Here is a 19,648-nt window from a genome sequence, read left to right on the forward strand (position 1 = left end):
CGGCGCATGCCGTAAGGGGATCGGCGAAAAATGGCGACGTCTTCGCCGTTTGCCGCTAAGGAAGCTTGTGCTTTCAAACCCTTGGCAGATAACGTTTCATTACAGAACATTAACCATAGCCGTAGCTGCGCCGCATTTTCGCCGTGTTCTCCAGTCCAATTCTGTCTTATCGAAGCCTGCCGTGACATAGTGACGGCGATCCATGGGGCGGACGACGAGTCGGGTTTCGGCACGTCGGTGAGACAGGGCGCACATGACGACAGAGCAGACGATCGCATCGCGGCTCCGCATCTGGCGCGGCACTTTGAGCCTTGGCGCGGTCTGCCTTGTTCTTGCCGGTTGCAGCAGTGCAAACAAGCTCGGCTCCACGGTCGATCCGAAATACGGTGTTTCGGCCAGCCCGCGCGTGGTGGCGGATGGCCAGTCCGTGCCCAAGGGTGGCGGCGCCTATCGTATCGGCAAGCCCTATGTGATTGCCGGGCGCACCTATGTGCCGGCGGAAAACCCTCATTATAAGGCCGAGGGCATCGCCTCTTGGTATGGCGACGATTTCCACGGGCGCCTCACCGCCAATGGCGAAGTGTTCGACCGCGAATCCATTTCCGCCGCCCATCCCACGCTGCCCATGCCGTGCTATGTGCGCGTCACCAATCTTAACAACAATCATTCGATCATCGTGCGCGTGAATGACCGCGGGCCGTTCCATCGTGACCGGGTGATCGACGTTTCACATCGCACCGCCGATCTGCTGGGCTTCAGCAGCAAGGGCGTCGCGAAGGTGAAGGTGGAATATGTGGCGCGTGCGCCGATCGATGGCTCCGATGACCGGCGCCTGTCGGCCTCGCTCAGCATCAACGAGCCGGCGCAGGTGCCGAGCGGATCGGCTGTCATGGTGGCGTCCGCGACCCCGTTCGTGCCCGCCCTGCCGCGCGCCGTGCCGGAAACAACCAGTTCCGGCGCCATTCCCGAGCCGCTCCAGCGCCCGTTCGATCTTGGGCACGAGGATGGCGAGGAGACCGCCGCACCCGTCGTGCGCCAGGCCGAAGCCGCGCCGGCGCCCGCTCCGGTCCGCACCGCATCCGCCACGGTTCCGGCTCGTGCGGCTTTCCCCGCTCCGGCGCCCGCACCCGTGGCCGCTCAGCAACGTGTTGCCTTCCAGGCGCAGCCTGTGGCACGCAATACAGCTCCTTCTTCCGGCTGGAGCGTGGGCGCGGCGCCCGTGAGCGGCCTCAGCTACGCAGGTGTGGCAACCGATGGCTCTGGGCGATAATTTCGGCGGGCGCGACCGTCGCATCCTCACACGCGCAATCGGCACCCTCGCTCGTCTGAGCCGTTCCCTGACATCCATTGCTTCCAAGCCTGCCGCCCTGGCGGCAGGTTTTGCGATTCTGGGCGCGGCGACGAGTGTCGGCCCTGTCCACGCGCAATCCACGTTCCAGACCGTGGTGCCGAGCGCGATCCTGGTGGATTTCTCCACCGGCGCCATCTTGTTCGACAAGGACTCGGAAAAGCGCGTCGCGCCCGGCGGCATAGTCAAGATCATGACGGGCGCGATCGTATTCGATGAAATCCGCTCCGGCCGGATCACGCAGGACACGCTGTTCACAGTAAGTGAGAATGCTTGGCGGCGCGGTGGCGGTCCCTCGGGCGGCGCGGCCATGTTCGCGGCGGTGAAGAGCAATGTGCGCGTCGGCGATCTGCTGATCGGCGCGCTCGCCATCTCGGGCAATGACGCGGCCATCGCGCTGGCCGAGGGCGTGGCGGGAACCGAAGGCGAATTCACCGTGAAGATGAACGCCAAGGCCGAGGAACTCGGCCTTACGGGCACATCCTTCCGCAATTCCACGGGCTTTTCCGATCCCGGGCAAGTGACCACCGCGCGCGACATGGCGCAGCTCTCGCGTTATATCATCCGCACCTTCCCGAACCTCTATCCGATTTTCGCGGTGCCCGGCATCGAGTGGAGCAAGATCAAGCAGCGCAACCGCAATCCCTTGCTAGATGCGGGCGTCGGCGCCGATGGGCTGCATGCGTCCTGGGTGAAGGACGTGGGCTATCATCTCGTGGGCTCGGCGGTGCAGAACAACCAGCGCCTGATCGCCGTGGTGATGGGGGCGTCCTCGGAGAAGGTGCGCCTGGAAGAGATGCGCCGCCTGCTGGACTGGGGGTTCCATTCGTTCGAGCATCGCGCCTTGTTCGCGGCCGATGCGGAACTTGCCCGCGCGGCGGTGTTCGGCGGCGAGACCGGTTCCGTCGGCCTTGCGGCGCGCGAACCCATCTCCCTGCTCATGCCGCGCAACAGCCAGGACAAGTTGGTGGCGCGCATCACCTATCACGGGCCGCTGCGGGCGCCGGTCGCGAAGGGCACCGAGGTGGCGCAGATGGAGATCACGCGCGGCCAGCTCAAGGTGCTGGACGTGCCGCTGGTTACGACGGCGGACGTACCCGTCGGCACCATGTGGCAGCGTGCCTTTGATGGTGCCGGCGTGCTGGTCGGCGACACGGCCCGCGACCTGGGCGCCAAGCTGCTGGCCAAGATCCAGAAATGACCGCCGCGCGCGGCCGTTTCATCTCGCTGGAAGGCGGCGAGGGCACGGGAAAGTCCACCCAAGCTCGCATCCTCGCCGCGGCGCTCGAAACGCGCGGGGTCTCTGTCCGCGTGACGCGTGAGCCCGGCGGCTCGCCCTTTGCGGAGAAAGTGCGCGAGGTCCTGCTGTCCGGCCTCGCCCAGCCCCTCGGCCCGCAAGGCGAGGCGGCCTTGTTTGCGGCCGCCCGCGCCGACCATGTGCGCGAGACCATCGCTCCGGCGCTGGAGGCGGGCACATGGGTGATCTGCGATCGCTTCACGGATTCCACCCGGGTCTATCAAGGCGCCGTCGGCAAGGCGGATCCGCGCCTGCTGCGCGCCCTTGACCGCGTCAGCGTGGGGGCGCGCGTGCCGGACCTGACCCTGGTACTCGATGTGCCGCCGGAGATCGGCCTTGCCCGCGCCGTCGCACGCGGAAAAGGCGCGGCGGTGGACCGTTTCGAGCGCGAGGGCGCGGATTATCATGCCGCCATTCGCGCCGCTTTCCTGGCGCTTTCCGGCGCCGAGCCGGAGCGATGCGTGGTGATCGACGCCCGGGGCGACGTGGAAAGCGTCGCCGCGCAGATTCTGTCGGCCGTGAGCGCGCGCCTCGCCTTGCCCGCCGTCGCCGAAAGTGCGCCGGCATGACCGCCCCGGTGGAGGGTGATCGCTTGGCGGGTGCGCTGCATCCGCGCGAACAATCGCTCCTGTTCGGCCATGAGGCGGTGGAGGCGGACCTTCTCGGCGATTGGCGCTCCGGGCGGTTTCCCCATGCCCTGCTGATCGGCGGCGCCGAAGGCATCGGCAAAGCGACGCTCGCCTATCGCATCGCCCGCTTCGTGCTGTCCGGGGCGCAGGCGGGACCGGACCGGCACGATTTCGCCGTCGATCCGCACCATCCGGTGGCCCGGCAAGTGGCGGCCTTGACCCATCCGGATCTGCTCGCCATCCGCCGCGTGCCGGAAGCGGGCGAAGACAAGATCCCCACCATGATTCCCGCGGAGATGGTGCGGCGGGTGCGCACTTTTTTCGGCGCCACGGCGTCATCCGGTGGCTGGCGGGTGTGCATCGTGGATGCGGTGGACGACCTCAATGCCGCCGGCGCCAACGCCTTGCTGAAGACGCTGGAGGAGCCGCCGCCACGCTCGCTGTTCCTGCTGGTGTCGCATGCGCCGGGGCGGGTGCTGCCGACGATCCGTTCGCGCACGCGGCTGGTGCGGCTGCGGGCGCTCGGGCCGCAGGATGTGCTGGTCGCGCTCGATCATCTCAAGGATGAGATTCCCGAGCTTGAGGCCGCGCGCCTGCCGCAGGCGGCGGAAGCGAGCGGCGGCAGCGTGCGGCGTGCTTTGATCCTGGCGCGCGGGGAGGGCATGGAGGTGCGCGCCGCCACCTTGCGGCTGCTGGACCAATTGCCGAAAGCCCGGCCCGAGGAAATGCACGCGCTCGGCGCCCGGCTCCAGGGAGACCGGGGTGACGGCTTCGACCTGTTCGTCGAGGCGGTCAGCGACTGGATCGCGCAAACCGCGACCGGCGGGCAATGGGAGCGCGGGCGCCTTGTCCGCTTGGGTGAGGTGTGGGAGAAGGTTCGGCGCGCGGCGGGCGAGGCGGACACGTTCAATCTCGACCGCAAGGCGTTGGTCTTTCGCATTTTCACCGAGCTGGCCGAGGCCGCGCGCGCCTGAGCGCGAACCAAGGCGAGCCTCCTCGCGCATCCAAGCGGGCCGCCATGTCGTCGAAGCCGAAGTTCTACATCACCACCGCCATCGCCTATCCCAACGGCGTGCCCCATATGGGCCATGCCTATGAGGCGATCGCCACTGATTGCATCGCCCGCTTCAAGCGGCTCGATGGCTACGACGTGCGCTTTCTCACCGGCACCGACGAGCATGGCATCAAGATGTTGCAGACCGCCCAGAAGGCGGGTTTGACGCCGCGCGAGCTGCTCGCGCGCAACGTGCCGCGCTTCGAGGCCATGGTAGCGGCGTTCGGCCTCTCCATCGACGATTTCATCCACACCACGGAAGAGCGCCACAAGAAATCCTGCCAGGCGATCTGGGAGAAAATGGCGGCGAACGGGGACATCTATAAGTCCACCTATGCCGGCTGGTATTCGGTGCGCGACGAGGCCTATTACGCCGAGGATGAGACCCAGCTGAATGCCGATGGCGTGCGCCTCGGCCCGCAGGGCACGCCGGTGGAATGGGTGGAGGAGGAGAGCTATTTCTTCCGTCTCTCGGCCTATCAGCAGAAACTTTTGGACCATTACGCCGCGAATCCCGACTTCATCGCCCCGGATGCGCGCCGCAACGAAGTGGTGAGCTTCGTGTCGGGCGGGCTTCAGGATCTTTCCATCTCGCGCACCACGTTCGACTGGGGCATTCCCGTGCCCAGCGATCCCAAGCACATCATGTATGTGTGGGTGGACGCGCTGACGAACTACATCACCGCGCTCGGATACCCCGACGTCCAGGGCGAGTTGTTCGCGAAATACTGGCCGGCGGACGTGCATGTGATCGGCAAGGACATCACGCGCTTCCATGCGGTCTATTGGCCGGCTTTCCTGTGGTCGGCGGGGCTCGCCGCGCCGCAGCGCGTGTTCGGCCACGGCTTCCTGTTCAATCGCGGGGAGAAAATGTCCAAGTCGGTGGGCAATGTGGTCGATCCGTTTGACCTCGTGAAAGCCTATGGCGTGGACGCGGTGCGCTATTTCTTCCTGCGCGAGGTCTCGTTCGGCCAGGACGGCTCCTACAGCCATGAGTCCATCGTCACCCGCATGAATGCCGATCTTGCCAACGATCTCGGCAACCTTGCCCAGCGCTCCCTGTCCATGATCTCGAAGAATCTGGACGGCGTGGTGCCCGCGCCCGGTCCGCTCTCGCCGGAAGACGAGGCCATCCTCGCGGCGGCCGACGACATGCTCGCCAAGGCGCGCGAGGCGATGGATGTGCAGGCGATCCATCATTATCTGGCGGCGGTGTGGGCGGTTGTGGCCGACGCCAATCGCTATTTCGCCGCCGCCGCCCCCTGGGCGCTGCGAAAGACCGATCCCGAGCGCATGAAGACCGTGCTCTGGACCACCGCCGAGGTGATCCGGCAAGTGGCGATCCTCGCTCAACCCGTGATGCCGGAGAGTGCCGGCCGGATGCTGGACCTGCTGGTGCTGCCGCCGGACGAGCGCGATTTCTCCCGCCTCGGCGGCGCGCACCGCCTTGCCGGCGGTATCGTCATTCCCCCGCCCGTCGGCATTTTTCCGCGCTATGTGGAGCCGGAGGGCGAGGCCGCTCCGTCCGCCTGAGGCGCGCCTATCGAAATGGTACGGTCGCCGCTTGATCGCGGCGGCTGCGGGTGAAACGCTCCGGACGCGGGCGGCATGTCGTGGAGACAGCTGGTGCCGGGCCGGCGCGGGTGCCTGTGAACCGAACAAGGCGACCATCCAGGATGAACATTTCGGTCACCCTTCTGAACCTCGCCGGCGCCATCGCATTGCTCCTGTGGGGCACGCACATGGTGCAATCGGGCATCCAGCGCACCTTCGGTCCGAAGCTGCGCAGCGTGCTGGGCAATGCGCTGAAGAGCCAGCCGCGTGCCTTTCTCGCCGGCCTCGGCGTGACCGCCGTGCTCCAATCCAGCACCGCTACCGGCCTGATGGTCTCGGGCTTTGCCGCCGCCGGCCTTGTGGACCTCGTGCCGGCGCTCGCGGTGATGCTGGGCGCGAACGTGGGCACGACGCTGATCGTCCAGGTGCTCTCCTTCGACGGCGCGGCCTTTTCCCCGGCCCTGATCCTGGTGGGCGTCATGATGTTCCGGCGCGGCAGCGTCGAGCGCACGCGGGACATCGGCCGGGTGTTCATCGGCCTTGGCCTGATGCTCCTGGCGCTGCATCAATTGCTGGAACTGATGACGCCGTACGAGGATGCGCCGAGCCTGCGCATGTTCCTCGGCGCGGTCGCCACCATACCGCTGATCGATGTGCTGCTCGCGGCCGTGGTGACCTGGGCCGCCCATTCCAGCGTCGCGGTGATCCTGCTCATCATGTCGTTCGCCAGCAAGGGCGTGGTACCGCCAGAAGCGGCCTTCGCCTTGGTGCTCGGGGCAAACATCGGCTCGGCCATTAATCCGGTTCTGGAAGGTGCGTCCGGAGGCGGGGCGGCGGCGCGCCGCCTTCCAGTGGGCAATTTGCTCAACCGCATCTTCGGCACGGTCATCGCCTTGGCCTTTCTCGGCCCGATCGGCGAACTGATGGTCGTGCTTCAGCCGGATAACGGCCGGGCCGTCGCGGATTTCCACACCTTGTTCAACCTGGCGCTGGCGCTGCTGTTCTTCCCGGTCCTGGGCCCATTCGCCAAGCTGCTGGAAAAGCTGATGCCGGCCCATGTGGATCTGGCCGATCCCGCGCGCCCGCTCTATCTCGATCCGGCCGCCCGGGAGGTGCCGGTGGTGGCGCTGGGCGCCGCCGCGCGCGAAGCCATGCGCCTCGCCGACCTGCTGGACGCCATGCTGAAGGATGCGCAGGCGGCCGTGGTCAACGGCGATCTGAGCCATGTGGCGCAGGTGAAGCGCAACGAAGACATCATCGACAGCCTGAACTCGGCGATCCGCAGCTATCTCACCGGGCTCGATCCGCACGATTTGTCCGAGGCCGATCAGGCCCGGCTTCAGCGGGTGCTCACCTTCTCCACCCAGATGGAGCAGGCCGGCGACATGGTGGAGAGCAATCTTCTGATCCATGCCGACAAACGGGTGAAGCGCGGGCTCGCCTTCTCACCCCAGAGCGAGGCGGACGTGCGCGCGCTCATGGAGCGGCTGAGCACCAATCTGCGCCTGGCCTCCTCCTTGTTCATGACCGAGGACCCGCGCGCCGCGCGCATGCTGGCCGAGGAAAAATCGGTATTCCGCAATGCCGAGGCGGAGGGCACGAAATCCCATCTGGAGCGCATGCGGGACGGCCAGACGGATTCCATCGAGACTTCCTCGCTGCATCTCGACCTGCTGAGCGACATGAAGCAGATCAACAGCCACATCGTGGCGGCCGCCGCCTATCCCGTGCTGGAACAGAGCGGCGACCTGCTGCCGAGCCGGATCGCGTCCGACTCGGCCTGACCGAGCCTCAGTACAGGCCGGTCAGGTAGTAGAAGCCGATCACGAAGAACACCGCGGCGGTCTTCACCAGGGTAATGGCGAAGATGTCGCCATAGGACTGGCGATGCGTGAGGCCGCACACCGCGAGCAGGGTGATCACCGCGCCGTTGTGGGGCAGGGTGTCCATGCCGCCGGACGCCATGGCGGCAACGCGGTGCATCACTTCCATGGGAATGCCGGCGGCATTGGCTGCGGCGATGAACTGCTCCGACATGGCCGCCAGCGCGATGGAGAGGCCGCCGGATGCGGAGCCGGTAATGCCCGCCAGCGCCGTGATCGAGATTGCCTCGTTGACCAGCGGGTTCGGGATCGCGGTGAGCGCGCTCTTGATCACGAGGAAGCCGGGCAGGGCGGCGATCACCGCGCCGAAGCCGTATTCCGACGCCGTATTGAGGCCGGCGAGAAGCGCGCCGGCGACCGCCGCCTTCGAACCGTCCGCAAACTGCGCCGCCACGCGGCGGAACGAGAAGACGAATACGGTGAGAATGCCCAGCAGCAGCGCGCCGGCCACCGACCAGATCGCCACGACGGAATTCACCGCAAGGCTGATTTCCGGGGTGCCCGGCGTCAGCGCCGCGCGGGCCGTGTCGCCATAGGCCAGCGGGATCGCCCAGCCGATCAACAGGTTGGAGACGCCAACCACCACCAGCGGCGAGATGGCGATGAAGGGGTTCACCAGAGGCTCGTCGGCGCGCACCGTGGGTTCGTTGGAATGATTGTCGCCATAGGTCTCGCCCGCCTTCGCCGCCTGCCGGCGCCGGAAATCGAGATAGGCAAGGCCCACCACCAGCATGAACACCGCGCCCACGAGGCCGAGGATCGGCGCCGCATAGGCCGTGGTGTGGAAGAAGGTGGTCGGGATGATGTTCTGGATTTGCGGCGTGCCCGGCAGCGTATCCATGGTGAAGCCGAAGGCGCCGAGCGCGATGGCCGCGGGCAGCAGCCGCTTCGGGATCCCCACCTGGCGGAACAGTTCCGCGCCGAACGGATAGACCGCGAATACCACCACGAACAGCGAGACGCCGCCATAGGTGAGCACCGCGCCGACCAGCACGATGGCGAGCATGGCCTGGCCCGCGCCGAGAATGCCGATGATGGCCGAGACGATGGCGCGGGAGAAGCCGGACAGCTCGATCACCTTGCCGAACACGGCGCCGAGCAGGAACAGGGGGAAGTAGAGCTTTATGAAGCCCACCATCTTATCCATGAACAGGCCGGAATAGATGATGGGGACGGCGGCGGGATCGGTGAGCAGCACCGCGCCGAGCGCGGCGACGGGCGCAAACAGGATCACGCTGAAGCCGCGATACGCGACGAACATCAAAAACGCGAGCGCGCCCAGGCAGATGAGGAAACTCATCGTCTATCCCTTAAGCCCTGAGGACAATGGCCGGCCGCCAGCCCCCCGGCGCGCCGTCGACGGTGTGCAGATGCGAACGTTCGCACCTGCACACCCGTCACTAGCGGGCTAACCTGACCGGCGTGCGACATATGTGCAAGCCGATCTACAGGATGCCGAACGACGCCATCCCGGTTGACGCAAGGATAGACGCCAAGGAGGGCCACGCATTTTGCCGCTTGCTGTCAAGCTTCAGCGTTGCGGCGGTTTTATTACGTTAGGATAAGAAGTTCAGGAGCGCGCGCGCACGTATCGGCCCGGAGCGTCCTCGATGGGTTGTAGAAGGCCGCCGCCCGGTTCGCGGGCCGGAACCTCTTCATTGTGCATGGCGCTGAACCATTGCACCCAGTCCGGCCACCAGGACCCGGGATGCTCCTGCGCTGCGCCGAGCCACTCTTCATAAGCGCCGCCTACCGCGCCGCCGGTCCAGTGCTGGTACTTCACCTTGGCCGGCGGATTTACAACCCCGGCGATGTGCCCCGAGCCCGCCAGCACGAAACGCACCGGGCCGCTCAGCAGTCCCGCGCCGATGAAGGCGGATTTCGGCGGGGCGATGTGATCCTCGCGGGTGGCGAGCGCATAGACCGGAATATTCACCTTGTGCATGTCGATGGGCACGCCGGCGATCCGCGCGAGGCCCTTGGCGATGTTGTTTTCAAGGTAGCAATTGCGCAGGTAATAGGAATGATTGGCCGCCGGCATGCGGGTGGAATCCGCGTTCCAATAAAGCAGGTCGAACGGGAAGGGCTGCTGGCCCTTCATGTAATTGTTCACCACATAGGGCCAGATCAGATCGTTTGAGCGCAGCATGTTGAAGGCGGACGCCATCTTGCGGCCTTCAAGATAGCCGGTCTCCTGCATCTTGCGCTCGATCACCGCAAGCTGCTCTTCATCCACGAATACCTTCAGATCGCCGGCATGGGTAAAGTCGATCTGGGTGGTGAGGAAGGTCGCGCTCGGAATGCGGGTATCGCCGGCGGCGGCCATATAGGCCAGAGTCACCGCGAGCAGCGTGCCGCCGACACAATAGCCGATCGTGTGCGCCTGCTTCTCGCCGGTCGCCTTCTCGATCGCATCGAGGGCGGCCAGGATGCCCTCGCGCATATAATCGTCGAACCCCTTTGCGGCGAGGCGCGCGTCGGGATTGACCCAGGAGACGACGAACACCGTCAAGCCCTGGTCCACCAGCCATTTGATGAAGGATTTTTCCGGGTTCAGGTCGAGGATGTAGAATTTATTGATCCACGGCGGCACCAGCAGCACCGGCAGCTTTTTGACGCTCGGCGTGGTGGGTGCATATTGGATGAGCTGCATCAGCTCGGTTTCGAATACGACCTTGCCGGGCGTGGTGGCAAGGTTGCGGCCAACCTCGAAGGCGGAGAGGTCGGTCTGGCGGATGCGCAGGTCGCCCTTCCCCTCGATCAAATCCTCGGTGAAGTGCTTCATGCCCCGCACCAGATTTTCGCCGTTGGAGTTCAGCGTCTCGCGCAGCAGCTCTGGATTGGTCAGGATGAAATTGGATGGGGAAATGGCGTTCGTGAGTTGGCGGACCAGGAATTCAGCCTTGTGCTTCACATGGGGGTCGAGGCCGTCCGCCTCTTTCACCATGGCGTCGGCCCAGTGGGTGGTGACCAGATAGGTCTGCTTCAGCGCGTCGAAGAACGGATTGGAATTCCATTCCGGATCCTTGAAGCGCGCGTCCTTGGGGTCGGGGGTGGTCACCGTCTCGGCGGGTTCGCCGGACATTTTCTTGAGCGCCGCCGACCAGACGGAAATGTAATTGGTCATCAGGCGGGATTGCGCCTCGGCCGTGCGCTGGGGGTCGGCCATCCAATATTCCGCAACCTGGCCGAATGTCTTGAAGGCGTCGGCGATGTCGTCCGCCATGTCGTCCTTCTTGGTGCCGGCCTCGCGCGGTCGGATATAAGCCGCCATCGCCTTGCCGCCTTCCTCGATCAATTGAGCAAGGTTGCGCGCGAAGGCGTCCATATCGAGCCGGCCGGCGCGGGGTGCGGGTGTGAGGTCCTTTGGCGCGGACATGGTCAATCCTTGGGCGGCGCCCCGCCAAATGTCGGATCTTTTTCAGAGATCGTGACGGGGCCTGTTTCGCGTTTCCTGCTTCGGGCATATTAGCGGGCCGCATGGCGAGGGGCGAGGTGCTTCGTCTGCGGCGGATGAGCGGTATGGAAGATTTATGCGGGGAAAAGATGAATAGCGCCGGGCGCCAGACATTTTCGGCCATGCGGGCACGCGCGGCCTCCTCCCTGCGCGTCTGCGCGGCCATGTCCGGCCTGCTCCTGGGGCTTGCCCTCGCGGGGTGCGCCGGCGAATCGGGCATTCCGTTCCTGGAACCCAAGGTGCCGGATGTGCCGAAGGTGGAAGCCGGGAATTTCCCCAATTTCAGCGTTCCGCCCACCCCCCGCCCGCCGGCCATGTCGCCGGAAGAACTGGCGAAGGTTCAGGCCGAACTGGAGAATGCCGCGAATGACGCCCAGCGCCGGCTTCAGCAGGCCGATGCGGACGCCCAGAAAGATCAGCCGTGAGCCTTGCCGCCCGCACGTCCCCGGCTGAAGGCGAAGGTGGCGGCGCGCCGGGATCCGAGATCGCCGCAAGGGCACGGGGGAGTGGCGAGGCGTTCCTGATCGCGGGCTTCGGCGGGATCGGCGATCATGTCCGCTGTTTCGCGCTGGCCCGTCATGTGGCGCGCCGGTTTCCCGGGGTGGCGATCGATTTCCTGTGCCGCAGCCCCACGGACCGGCTGGTGCGCTTCGTTCCGGAACTGCGCAAGGCGTGGGTCGACAACACGCCCCATCGCGCGCTCGGCCTGCGGCAGAAGCTCGATCTCGCCCAAAGGCTGCGCAGCGAACGCTATCGCCGGGTCTATGTGGTGAGCCGCACCTATAAGGCCGCCATCGTGCCTTTCCTCGCCGGCATTCCCGAGCGGGTCGGCTGGTTCGGCGAGGGGCGCTTGTTCCTCATCAATCAGGTGCGCTGGGGCGAGGGGCAGATCCATGGCGAAACCGAGAAGGTCTGCGCCCTGGCGCGCGAGCCCGGCGAGGTGATGGAAGCCATTCTTCCGCCACGCCTCAAGGTCGAGCCGACCGATCTTTATGCTTGGCAGAAAAGCGCCCAGGCCGTCCCCGACGGCCGGCCGGTGATCGCTCTTGCGCCCGGCGCCTATAATGTGAAGCGGCTTTGGCCGGCGCAGCGCTTTGCCGAGATCGCCGCGGCCTTCGCCGCGCGGGGCTTCGCGGTGTGGGTGCTGGGCGGGCCGGCGGAGGCGGAGGCCGCCCGCATCATCGCCGCCGCGGCCCCGGTGCGTGATTTTACCGCGACGCCCCTGGAGGAGGCGGTGTTTCAGGCTGCGAGCGCAAACGTGCTGCTGGGAAACGATTCGGGCATATTGCACATGACGGCGGCGCTGGATGTACCCTGCGTCGGCCTGTTCGGCCCAACCGTCTGCGCCATCACAGGCCCGAGCAACGCTTGCGTGCGAGAGGTGCGTCCACCGCAGGGCAGCCTTGACCTCTCGCAAATCTCAATGCGGACGGTGGAAGATGCGCTTTTGATGCAAATCTCGCACTTGCAGCATTCGATGAGCACTTTTTCCTTCACCGAACAGTGGTAGAACGCTCGTTCGCCGCGCCGGGAGAGAAGGGCGCGCGGCTTGGGAGCTTGACTGAGATGACCGATTTCCACCGCATTCGCCGGCTGCCGCCTTACGTGTTCGAGCAGGTGAATCGTGTGAAGGCCGCCGCCCGCAACAATGGCGCCGATATCGTCGACCTCGGCATGGGAAATCCGGATCTCGACGCGCCGGCCCATGTGATCGAGAAGCTGAAGGAAACCATCGGCAAGCCGCGCACCGATCGTTACTCCGCTTCCAAGGGCATTCCCGGTCTGCGCCGCGCCCAGGCCGCCTATTATGCCCGCAGGTTCGGCGTGAAGCTTGACCCGGACCGTCAGGTGGTCGCCACCCTCGGCTCGAAGGAAGGCTTCGCCAATATGGCGCAGGCCATCACCGCGCCGGGCGATGTGATCCTGACGCCAAATCCGAGCTATCCGATCCACGCCTTCGGCTTCCTCATGGCGGGCGGCGTGATCCGCTCGGTGCCGGTGGAGCCGGACGCCGGCTTTTTTCATGCCATGGAACGGGCGGTGCAGCATTCCATCCCGAAGCCGATTGCGGTGGTTCTGTGTTACCCTTCCAACCCCACCGCGACGGTGGCGAGCCTCGATTTCTACAAGGACGTGGTCGCCTTCGCGAAGAAGAACGACCTCATCATCCTGTCCGACCTCGCCTATGCGGAGCTCTATTACGGCGATAATCCGCCGCCGTCCGTGTTGCAGGTGCCGGGCGCCATGGATGTGACGGTGGAATTCACCTCCATGTCCAAGACCTATTCCATGGCCGGCTGGCGCATGGGCTTCGCGGTGGGCAACGAGCGGCTGATCGCCGCGCTTTCGCGCGTGAAATCCTATCTCGACTACGGCGCCTATACCCCGATCCAGGTCGCGGCAACGGCTGCGCTGAACGGTCCGCAGGATTGTGTCGCGGAGATGCGCGAGACCTATAAGCGCCGCCGCGACGCTTTGGTGGAGAGCTTCGGCCGCTCCGGCTGGACCATACCGGTACCGGAGGCCTCCATGTTCGCCTGGGCCCCGATCCCCGAGCCGTTCCGGGCCATGGGCAGCGTGGAGTTCGCCAAGCTCCTAATCGAAAAGGCAGAGGTCGCGGTCGCGCCGGGCGTGGGCTTCGGCGAACACGGCGATGATTTCGTCCGCATCGCGGTGGTGGAGAATGAGCAGCGCATCCGCCAGGCGGCCCGCAATGTGCGCCGCTTCTTTGAGACTGCCGGCACCACATTGCATAATGTCGTGCCGTTGAGCGCCGCCCGCTGATCAAACAGGAAGCCCGATTTCCCATGAGTGACTTGAACGTGGGGCTGGCTGGCCTCGGCACCGTCGGCGTCGGCGTCGTGAAGATGCTGGAGCGTCAGTCGGCAGAGATAGCGGCCCGCACCGGCCGTACCGTGAAAGTGGTGGCGGTGGCCGCGCGCGACCGGGCCAAGGATCGCGGCATCGATCTGTCGGCCGTGCGCTGGCACGACGATCCGGTTTCGCTCGCGAACGATTCCGGCATCGACGTGTTCGTGGAACTCATGGGCGGCGAAGGCGATCCGGCCAAGGCGGCGGTCGCCGCCGCTTTGGCGGCCGGCAAGCCGGTGGTGACGGCCAACAAGGCGCTGCTCGCGAAGCACGGCATGGCGCTCGCCGCTGGCGCCGAGGCCTCCGGCGTGGCGCTCAATTTCGAAGCGGCGGTGGCCGGCGGCATTCCCATCGTGAAGACCCTGCGCGAGGCGCTGGTGGGCAATCGCATCGCCCGCGTCTCCGGCATTCTCAATGGCACCTGCAATTACATCCTCACCCGCATGGCGGACGAGGGGCTGTCGTTTGAAACCTGCCTCGCGGAGGCCCAGCGCCTCGGCTATGCGGAAGCGGACCCGACCTTCGACATCGACGGCTATGACACGGCCCACAAGCTGGCCCTTCTCACCTCGCTGGCGTTCGGCACGCAGGTGGATGCGGACGCGATCTATGTGGAAGGCATTCGTTCGCTGACCCTGGCCGATCTCCAGGCGGCGGATGAACTCGGCTACAAGGTGAAGCTGCTGGGTGTCGCCGTGCGCACCGACGATGGAATCGAGCAGCGCGTTCATCCCACCATGGTGCCGAAGCACTGGCCCATCGCCCAGGTTTCCGGCGTTACCAATGCCGTGGCCGTGGACGGCGATGCGGTTGCGCTCACCCTGGTCGGCCCCGGCGCGGGCGGCGCTGCGACGGCGTCCGCCGTGGTGGCGGACCTGGTCGATCTGGCGCGGGGCACGCAGGGCTATCCGTTCGGCCTGCCGACCGCGGCGCTCCAGGTACCGCGCCGCGCGCCGATGCAATTGCACGAGGGCGGCTATTACATCCGCCTTGCTGCGGTCAATAAGCCGGGCACCGCCGCCACGATCGCCGGCCGCATGGCGGACGAGGGCATCTCGCTGGAATCCATCGTGCAACACCGCCCCACCCGCAAGGGCGATGGCGAGCAGGCGACGGTTATCCTCATCACCTATGCCACGACGGAAGAGGCCGTGCGGCGCGCCGTGGCGGCCATCGAGGCGGAAGGCGTCATCGCCAATCCGCCCCAGGTGATCCGCATCGAGAAGGACTGATCCATGCCCGAAACGCGCGCGGCCCAGGTGCTGGATCGCCGTTTTGCCCTGGAGCTCGCACGTGTGACCGAACGCGCCGCGGTGGCGGCGGCGCGGCTGCGGGGGCGCGGCGACGAGCAGGCCGCCGATGAAGCGGCGAGCGCCGCCGCCTATCGCGAGCTGTCGAAAATGCCGCTGAGCGGCCGGGTGGTGATCGGCGAGGGATTGGAAGGCGAAGTGCCCCATCTGTTCCTCGGCGAGGAGGTGGGCGAGGGCGGGGATGCAGTGGACATCGCCGTCGATCCGCTCGAAGGTACCACTTTGTGCGCCAAGAACATGCCCGGCTCTATTTCGGTGATCGTCATCGCCGAGACCGGCTCGCTCCTCGCCGCGCCGCCGGTCTATATGGAAAAGATCGCCATTGGCCCGGGGTATCCCGAGGGCATCGTCTCGCTGGCCGCGACGCCGCAGGAAAACATTCAGGCACTCGCCAAGGCGCGCGGCATCTCGCCCTCCGAAATCACTGCCCTGGTGCTCGACCGTCCGCGCCATGCCGGGCTGATCGAGGCCGTGCACGCGGTCGGGGCCTCGGTGAAACTGATCACCGATGGCGATGTGGCGGGCATCATCCACACCACCAATCCGCAGGACAGCGGCGTGGATATCTATCTCGGCAGCGGTGGCGCCGCCGAAGGTGTTCTGGCGGCGGCCGCGCTCAGCTGCATCGGCGGCCAGATGGAAGGTCGCCTGGTGCTCGACACCGAGGCCAAGCGCACCAAGGCCAAGCAGATGGGCATTCGCGATTTTTCCCGCATCTACAAGCTCTCGGACCTGGTGCGCGGGGATTGCCTGGTGTCGGCCACCGGCGTGACCAACGGCGCGCTGCTTCAGGGGGTGCGGTTCGGCCGCGAGGTGATCGAGACCGACACGGTGCTCATGCGCTCCTCAACCGGAACCGTGCGGCGCGTGAAGACCGAGCACCGGGATTTTTCCAAGTTCGTATTCTAGAGCATTTCATCGTTTCACGGGAAACGACGAAATGCTCTAACTCATTGCGGTGTCGCTTTTTCTTCACGCGAACCGGTGTCCACTTCGCTCGAAAATGCTCTAAAGGCGCGTTCCGGTCCCAAGGCGGGCGGTTCCGCGACAGGGAGAGGGCGCGATGCAGGATCTGCTGTTGCGGCTTGCCACGGCGCTCGCCATCGGCCTCATCGTCGGTATCGAGCGCGGCTGGCAGGCCCGCGAGCGGCCGGCCGGCAGCCGCACCGCCGGCGTGCGCACCTTTTCCCTCGCCGGGCTGCTGGGCGGCGTGTTCGCGGTGCTTGCGCAGGCCCTGGAAAGCCCGCTGATTCTGGCCACCGGCTTTTTCGTGTTCGCCCTCGCGTTCGGCGCTTTCACCTGGCGGGAGCTGGAGCGTCAGCGCACGTTCTCGATGACCGGGCTGGTGGCCGGCCTGCTGGTGTTCGCGCTCGGCGCATTCGCCGTGGTGGGCGATCCGCGGCTCGCCGGAGGGGCGGCCATCGCCAGCGCCGGCCTGCTTGCGGGCCGAGGCATGCTGCACGGCATGGTGCAGCGGCTGACCTGGGTGGAATTGCGCTCGGCACTCGTGCTGCTGGCCATGACGGTGATCGTGCTGCCGCTGCTGCCCGACCGCACCATCGACCCGTTCCACAGCCTCAATCCGCGCGAAATCTGGCTGTTCACCGTCCTCACCGCCGCCATCTCCTATGCTGGCTATCTCGCGGTGAAGGTGGCGGGGCCGCAGCGGGGCATCCTGTTCAGCGCACTTGCCGGGGCGTTGGTCTCGTCCACCGCCGTCACCGTGGTGTTCGCGCGGCGCGCGGCGGGCGGCGAGCCGCCGGCGCTGCTGGCCGGCGGGGCATGCCTTGCCGGCATGGTCTCCATTCTGCGGGTGCTGACCTTGCTTGCCCTTCTCGCCCCAGCCGTCCTGGCGCAGATGGCCGCATCCGCCGGCGCCGCGGCCCTGGTCCTCGCGCTCTCCGGCTTCTGGCTGATGCGGCAGGCGGGAGGGAGGATGCAGAAGGGCACACGGCTGGGCAATCCGTTCGATCTCAAGCCGCTTCTGATCTTCGCGGCAGGGTTTGCGGGAGTGGCCGTGCTCAGCGCATGGCTGTTGCAGGCGAGCGGCGCCGGCAGCCTGCTGCTGGTCAGCGCCTTTGCCGGCCTTGCCGATGTGGATGTTGCGACGCTGAATGCCGCGCGTCTCGCCGGCCACGGCATTTCGGTGAGCGAAGCCGCGCACGCCGTGCTCGCGGCGCTGGGCGTGAACGCATTGGCCCGCGCGGCCTATGGTGCCGGCGCCGGCCCGCCCGCCTTCGCGCTGCGCCTCGCCGTGCCCACCGGCATCGCGGTGGCGATAGGCGGCGCGCTGGCGCTGCTGGCATGAGCGCTCTCGACGCCGGGGCATGGCTCTGGCTTCATGGGGCGTGAGCGTGCATCCAACGAATCGCCCCTTTCTCGGCGTCACCACCTCCGCCACCGGGCGGACGTGGCGCGACCGGCTGGACCTGCGCGCCGCCCAGAGCGCGCTCGCCATCACCCAGCGCTATGATCTGCCGGAGCTTTTGGCGCGTATCCTGGCCGGGCGTGGCGTCGCCATCGAGGAGGTGCCGGCCTATCTCGACCCCGCCATTCGTACGCTGCTTCCCGATCCCAACACGCTGACCGACATGGAAGGGGCGGTGGAGCGTCTTGCCGCCGCCGTCTGCACCGGGGAGACGGTGGCGGTGTTCGGCGATTATGATGTGGACGGCGCCACCTCCACCGCCTTGCTGGTGAGCGTGCTGCGCGCCGGCGGGCTGGATCCGCTGTTTCATATTCCCGACCGTATCTTCGAAGGCTATGGCCCGAACGTCGGCGCCATCGAGCAATTGGCGGCGCGCGGCGTCACGCTGCTGGTGACGGTGGATTGCGGCACCACGAGCCTCGAACCGCTTGCCGCCGCGCGGCGCCTTGGGCTCGATGTGGTGGTGATCGACCATCACCAGGCTGGCGAAACGCTTCCCGAGGCGGATGCCATCGTGAACCCGAACCGGGAGGACGATCTGTCCGGCCTCGGTCATTTGTGCGCGGTGGGCCTGGTGTTCATCACCATGGTGGGTCTCGTGCGCCGGCTGCGCGAGGAAGGCCACTGGACCGCGGAGCAGCCGGCGCCCGATCTGCTGGCCGCGCTCGACCTCGTGGCGCTCGGCACGGTGGCGGACGTGGTGCCGCTCATCGGCCTCAACCGCGCCTATGTGACAAAAGGGCTGATCGCCCTGCGCCGACGCCAGCGGCCGGGCCTGACCGCGCTGATGGACGTGGCGCGGCTCGACGGACCGCCGCGTCCCTGGCATCTCGGCTTCCTGCTCGGCCCGCGCATCAATGCCGGCGGACGGATCGGCGATGCCACGCTCGGCACGCGCCTGCTGCTGGAGCAGGATCCCATGGAAGCCAAGATCATGGCGGCCGAACTCGACCGCCTCAATACCGAGCGGCAGGAGGTGGAGCGCGCCATCCTCGCCAGCGCTGAGGCCGAGGCTTTCGCGGCCCATGGCGACGAGGCGGGGGCCGCCGTGGTGGTGAGCGGCGACGGCTGGCATCCCGGCGTGGTGGGGCTGGTGGCCTCGCGCCTGAAGGAGCGGTTCAACCGCCCGGCGCTGGCGATCGCGTTCCTCGGCGACACCGGCACCGGCTCGGCCCGCTCGATTCCCGGCGTCGATCTCGGCCGCGCGGTGCGGGGCGCGGTGGAGGCCGGATTGCTGGTGAAAGGCGGCGGCCATGCCATGGCGGCGGGCCTCACGGTGGAGCGCAAGCAGCTCGGCGATCTGCGCGCCTATCTGGAGCGCGAGCTTGGCGAAGCGGTGGAGCGTGCGCGCTCGGAAGGCGCGCTGACCATCGATGCCGCTTTGACGGCGTCCGGCGCAACGCCGGCTCTGGTGGATCTGGTGGCCAAGGCGGGACCCTACGGCGCCGGCAATCCCGAGCCGGTGTTCGCCTTTCCCTCCCATCGCCTTTCCTATGTGGAGACGTTCGGCGCCGGCCACATGCGCGCCCGCCTCACCGCGCGCGACGGCACGACCTTGCGCGCCGTCGCCTTCCGCTGCGCGGAGGAGCCCCTCGGCCGGGCGCTGACGGAGCTGCGTGGACGCACGGTGCACGTGGCCGGATCCTTGGATCTCGACCATTGGCAAGGCGAAGCCCGCGTGACCCTGCGCCTGCGCGATATCGCGCAGGCCGGGCCGGACGGGCAGGGGTGAGCGGGCGGGGGCGCTGCAATTTCCGTCAAGCGCCGTTTCCGCTTTCCCTCACGCCGTCGCCCCGCTGCCCCTCATTTTTCGCCAA

15 protein-coding genes are annotated in these 19,648 nt (G+C 66.7%); 13 read left to right on the top strand and 2 right to left on the bottom strand.

The genetic code is table 11. From position 1 onward, the window contains the following. Positions 1 to 253 precede the first annotated feature (253 nt). The 6 genes from V5G24_RS11250 to V5G24_RS11275 all read left to right on the top strand — a co-directional run bounded on the left by V5G24_RS11250 (position 254) and on the right by V5G24_RS11275 (position 7,666). Positions 254 to 1,270, top strand: a complete 1,017-nt coding sequence (locus V5G24_RS11250) for a septal ring lytic transglycosylase RlpA family protein (protein ID WP_394082660.1) — start codon at positions 254 to 256, stop codon at positions 1,268 to 1,270. Further along, positions 1,254 to 2,549 carry a D-alanyl-D-alanine carboxypeptidase family protein gene (locus V5G24_RS11255; protein ID WP_394082658.1) on the top strand — a complete coding sequence of 432 codons (1,296 nt, stop codon included), beginning with the start codon at positions 1,254 to 1,256 and terminating at the stop codon, positions 2,547 to 2,549. The genes V5G24_RS11250 and V5G24_RS11255 overlap by 17 nt, the downstream gene beginning before the upstream one ends. Then, positions 2,546 to 3,214, top strand: coding sequence for a dTMP kinase (gene tmk, locus V5G24_RS11260; protein WP_394082656.1), 669 nt, complete (start codon positions 2,546 to 2,548; stop codon positions 3,212 to 3,214). Before V5G24_RS11255 ends, tmk begins: the two co-directional genes overlap by 4 nt. Further along, positions 3,211 to 4,248: a DNA polymerase III subunit delta' gene (locus V5G24_RS11265; protein ID WP_394082654.1), complete on the top strand. Its 1,038-nt coding sequence runs from the start codon at positions 3,211 to 3,213 to the stop codon at positions 4,246 to 4,248. Before tmk ends, V5G24_RS11265 begins: the two co-directional genes overlap by 4 nt. A gap of 44 nt (positions 4,249 to 4,292) precedes the next feature. Next, the gene (gene metG / locus V5G24_RS11270; RefSeq protein ID WP_394082652.1) at positions 4,293 to 5,861 is read left to right on the top strand and encodes a methionine--tRNA ligase; all 1,569 of its coding nucleotides are present in this window, start codon (positions 4,293 to 4,295) and stop codon (positions 5,859 to 5,861) included. A 143-nt stretch (positions 5,862 to 6,004) separates the two neighbouring features. Further along, positions 6,005 to 7,666, top strand: a complete 1,662-nt coding sequence (locus tag V5G24_RS11275; RefSeq protein ID WP_394082650.1) for a Na/Pi cotransporter family protein — start codon at positions 6,005 to 6,007, stop codon at positions 7,664 to 7,666. 7 nt (positions 7,667 to 7,673) lie between these two features. Here V5G24_RS11275 and V5G24_RS11280 read toward each other — a convergent pair whose 3' ends face one another. Next, positions 7,674 to 9,065: a GntP family permease gene (locus V5G24_RS11280; protein ID WP_394082648.1), complete on the bottom strand. Its 1,392-nt coding sequence runs from the start codon at positions 9,063 to 9,065 to the stop codon at positions 7,674 to 7,676. Between the two features lie 270 nt (positions 9,066 to 9,335). Continuing rightward, entirely contained in the window at positions 9,336 to 11,144 is a 1,809-nt protein-coding gene (phaC, locus tag V5G24_RS11285) for a class I poly(R)-hydroxyalkanoic acid synthase (RefSeq protein ID WP_394082646.1), read from the bottom strand. A 167-nt stretch (positions 11,145 to 11,311) separates the two neighbouring features. Between phaC and V5G24_RS11290 the strand changes: the two genes are divergently transcribed. The 7 genes from V5G24_RS11290 to recJ all read left to right on the top strand — a co-directional run bounded on the left by V5G24_RS11290 (position 11,312) and on the right by recJ (position 19,563). Continuing rightward, positions 11,312 to 11,647, top strand: coding sequence for a hypothetical protein (locus tag V5G24_RS11290; RefSeq protein WP_509292310.1), 336 nt, complete (start codon positions 11,312 to 11,314; stop codon positions 11,645 to 11,647). Beyond that, positions 11,644 to 12,732, top strand: coding sequence for a lipopolysaccharide heptosyltransferase II (gene waaF / locus V5G24_RS11295; protein ID WP_394082642.1), 1,089 nt, complete (start codon positions 11,644 to 11,646; stop codon positions 12,730 to 12,732). The genes V5G24_RS11290 and waaF overlap by 4 nt, the downstream gene beginning before the upstream one ends. A 56-nt stretch (positions 12,733 to 12,788) precedes the next feature. Continuing rightward, positions 12,789 to 14,006, top strand: coding sequence for an LL-diaminopimelate aminotransferase (locus V5G24_RS11300; RefSeq protein ID WP_394082640.1), 1,218 nt, complete (start codon positions 12,789 to 12,791; stop codon positions 14,004 to 14,006). A 23-nt stretch (positions 14,007 to 14,029) separates the two neighbouring features. Beyond that, positions 14,030 to 15,325 (top strand): homoserine dehydrogenase, encoded by a 1,296-nt coding sequence (locus tag V5G24_RS11305; RefSeq protein ID WP_394082638.1) that lies wholly within the window; start codon positions 14,030 to 14,032, stop codon positions 15,323 to 15,325. Between the two features lie 3 nt (positions 15,326 to 15,328). Next, positions 15,329 to 16,312, top strand: coding sequence for a class II fructose-bisphosphatase (gene glpX / locus V5G24_RS11310; RefSeq protein WP_394082636.1), 984 nt, complete (start codon positions 15,329 to 15,331; stop codon positions 16,310 to 16,312). Between the two features lie 154 nt (positions 16,313 to 16,466). Beyond that, positions 16,467 to 17,711: an MgtC/SapB family protein gene (locus V5G24_RS11315; protein WP_394082634.1), complete on the top strand. Its 1,245-nt coding sequence runs from the start codon at positions 16,467 to 16,469 to the stop codon at positions 17,709 to 17,711. A 19-nt stretch (positions 17,712 to 17,730) separates the two neighbouring features. Then, complete coding sequence (gene recJ / locus V5G24_RS11320) at positions 17,731 to 19,563, top strand: single-stranded-DNA-specific exonuclease RecJ (protein ID WP_394082632.1); 1,833 nt, start codon at positions 17,731 to 17,733, stop codon at positions 19,561 to 19,563. The last annotated feature ends 85 nt before the right edge of the window (positions 19,564 to 19,648 follow it).

Source organism: Roseixanthobacter finlandensis (assembly GCF_043195105.2).
GTDB lineage: Bacteria > Pseudomonadota > Alphaproteobacteria > Rhizobiales > Xanthobacteraceae > NCEH01.

What these genes read in the sequence shown, in the direction of transcription:
- V5G24_RS11250 (WP_394082660.1), top strand. Translation starts at nt 254, where the DNA reads ATGACGACAGAGCAGACGATCGCATCGCGGCTCCGCATCTGGCGCGGC.
- V5G24_RS11255 (WP_394082658.1), top strand. Translation starts at nt 1,254, where the DNA reads ATGGCTCTGGGCGATAATTTCGGCGGGCGCGACCGTCGCATCCTCACA.
- tmk (WP_394082656.1), top strand. Translation starts at nt 2,546, where the DNA reads ATGACCGCCGCGCGCGGCCGTTTCATCTCGCTGGAAGGCGGCGAGGGC.
- V5G24_RS11265 (WP_394082654.1), top strand. Translation starts at nt 3,211, where the DNA reads ATGACCGCCCCGGTGGAGGGTGATCGCTTGGCGGGTGCGCTGCATCCG.
- metG (WP_394082652.1), top strand. Translation starts at nt 4,293, where the DNA reads ATGTCGTCGAAGCCGAAGTTCTACATCACCACCGCCATCGCCTATCCC.
- V5G24_RS11275 (WP_394082650.1), top strand. Translation starts at nt 6,005, where the DNA reads ATGAACATTTCGGTCACCCTTCTGAACCTCGCCGGCGCCATCGCATTG.
- V5G24_RS11280 (WP_394082648.1), bottom strand. Translation starts at nt 9,065, where the DNA reads ATGAGTTTCCTCATCTGCCTGGGCGCGCTCGCGTTTTTGATGTTCGTC.
- phaC (WP_394082646.1), bottom strand. Translation starts at nt 11,144, where the DNA reads ATGTCCGCGCCAAAGGACCTCACACCCGCACCCCGCGCCGGCCGGCTC.
- V5G24_RS11290 (WP_509292310.1), top strand. Translation starts at nt 11,312, where the DNA reads ATGAATAGCGCCGGGCGCCAGACATTTTCGGCCATGCGGGCACGCGCG.
- V5G24_RS11300 (WP_394082640.1), top strand. Translation starts at nt 12,789, where the DNA reads ATGACCGATTTCCACCGCATTCGCCGGCTGCCGCCTTACGTGTTCGAG.
- V5G24_RS11305 (WP_394082638.1), top strand. Translation starts at nt 14,030, where the DNA reads ATGAGTGACTTGAACGTGGGGCTGGCTGGCCTCGGCACCGTCGGCGTC.
- glpX (WP_394082636.1), top strand. Translation starts at nt 15,329, where the DNA reads ATGCCCGAAACGCGCGCGGCCCAGGTGCTGGATCGCCGTTTTGCCCTG.
- V5G24_RS11315 (WP_394082634.1), top strand. Translation starts at nt 16,467, where the DNA reads ATGCAGGATCTGCTGTTGCGGCTTGCCACGGCGCTCGCCATCGGCCTC.
- recJ (WP_394082632.1), top strand. Translation starts at nt 17,731, where the DNA reads ATGGCTCTGGCTTCATGGGGCGTGAGCGTGCATCCAACGAATCGCCCC.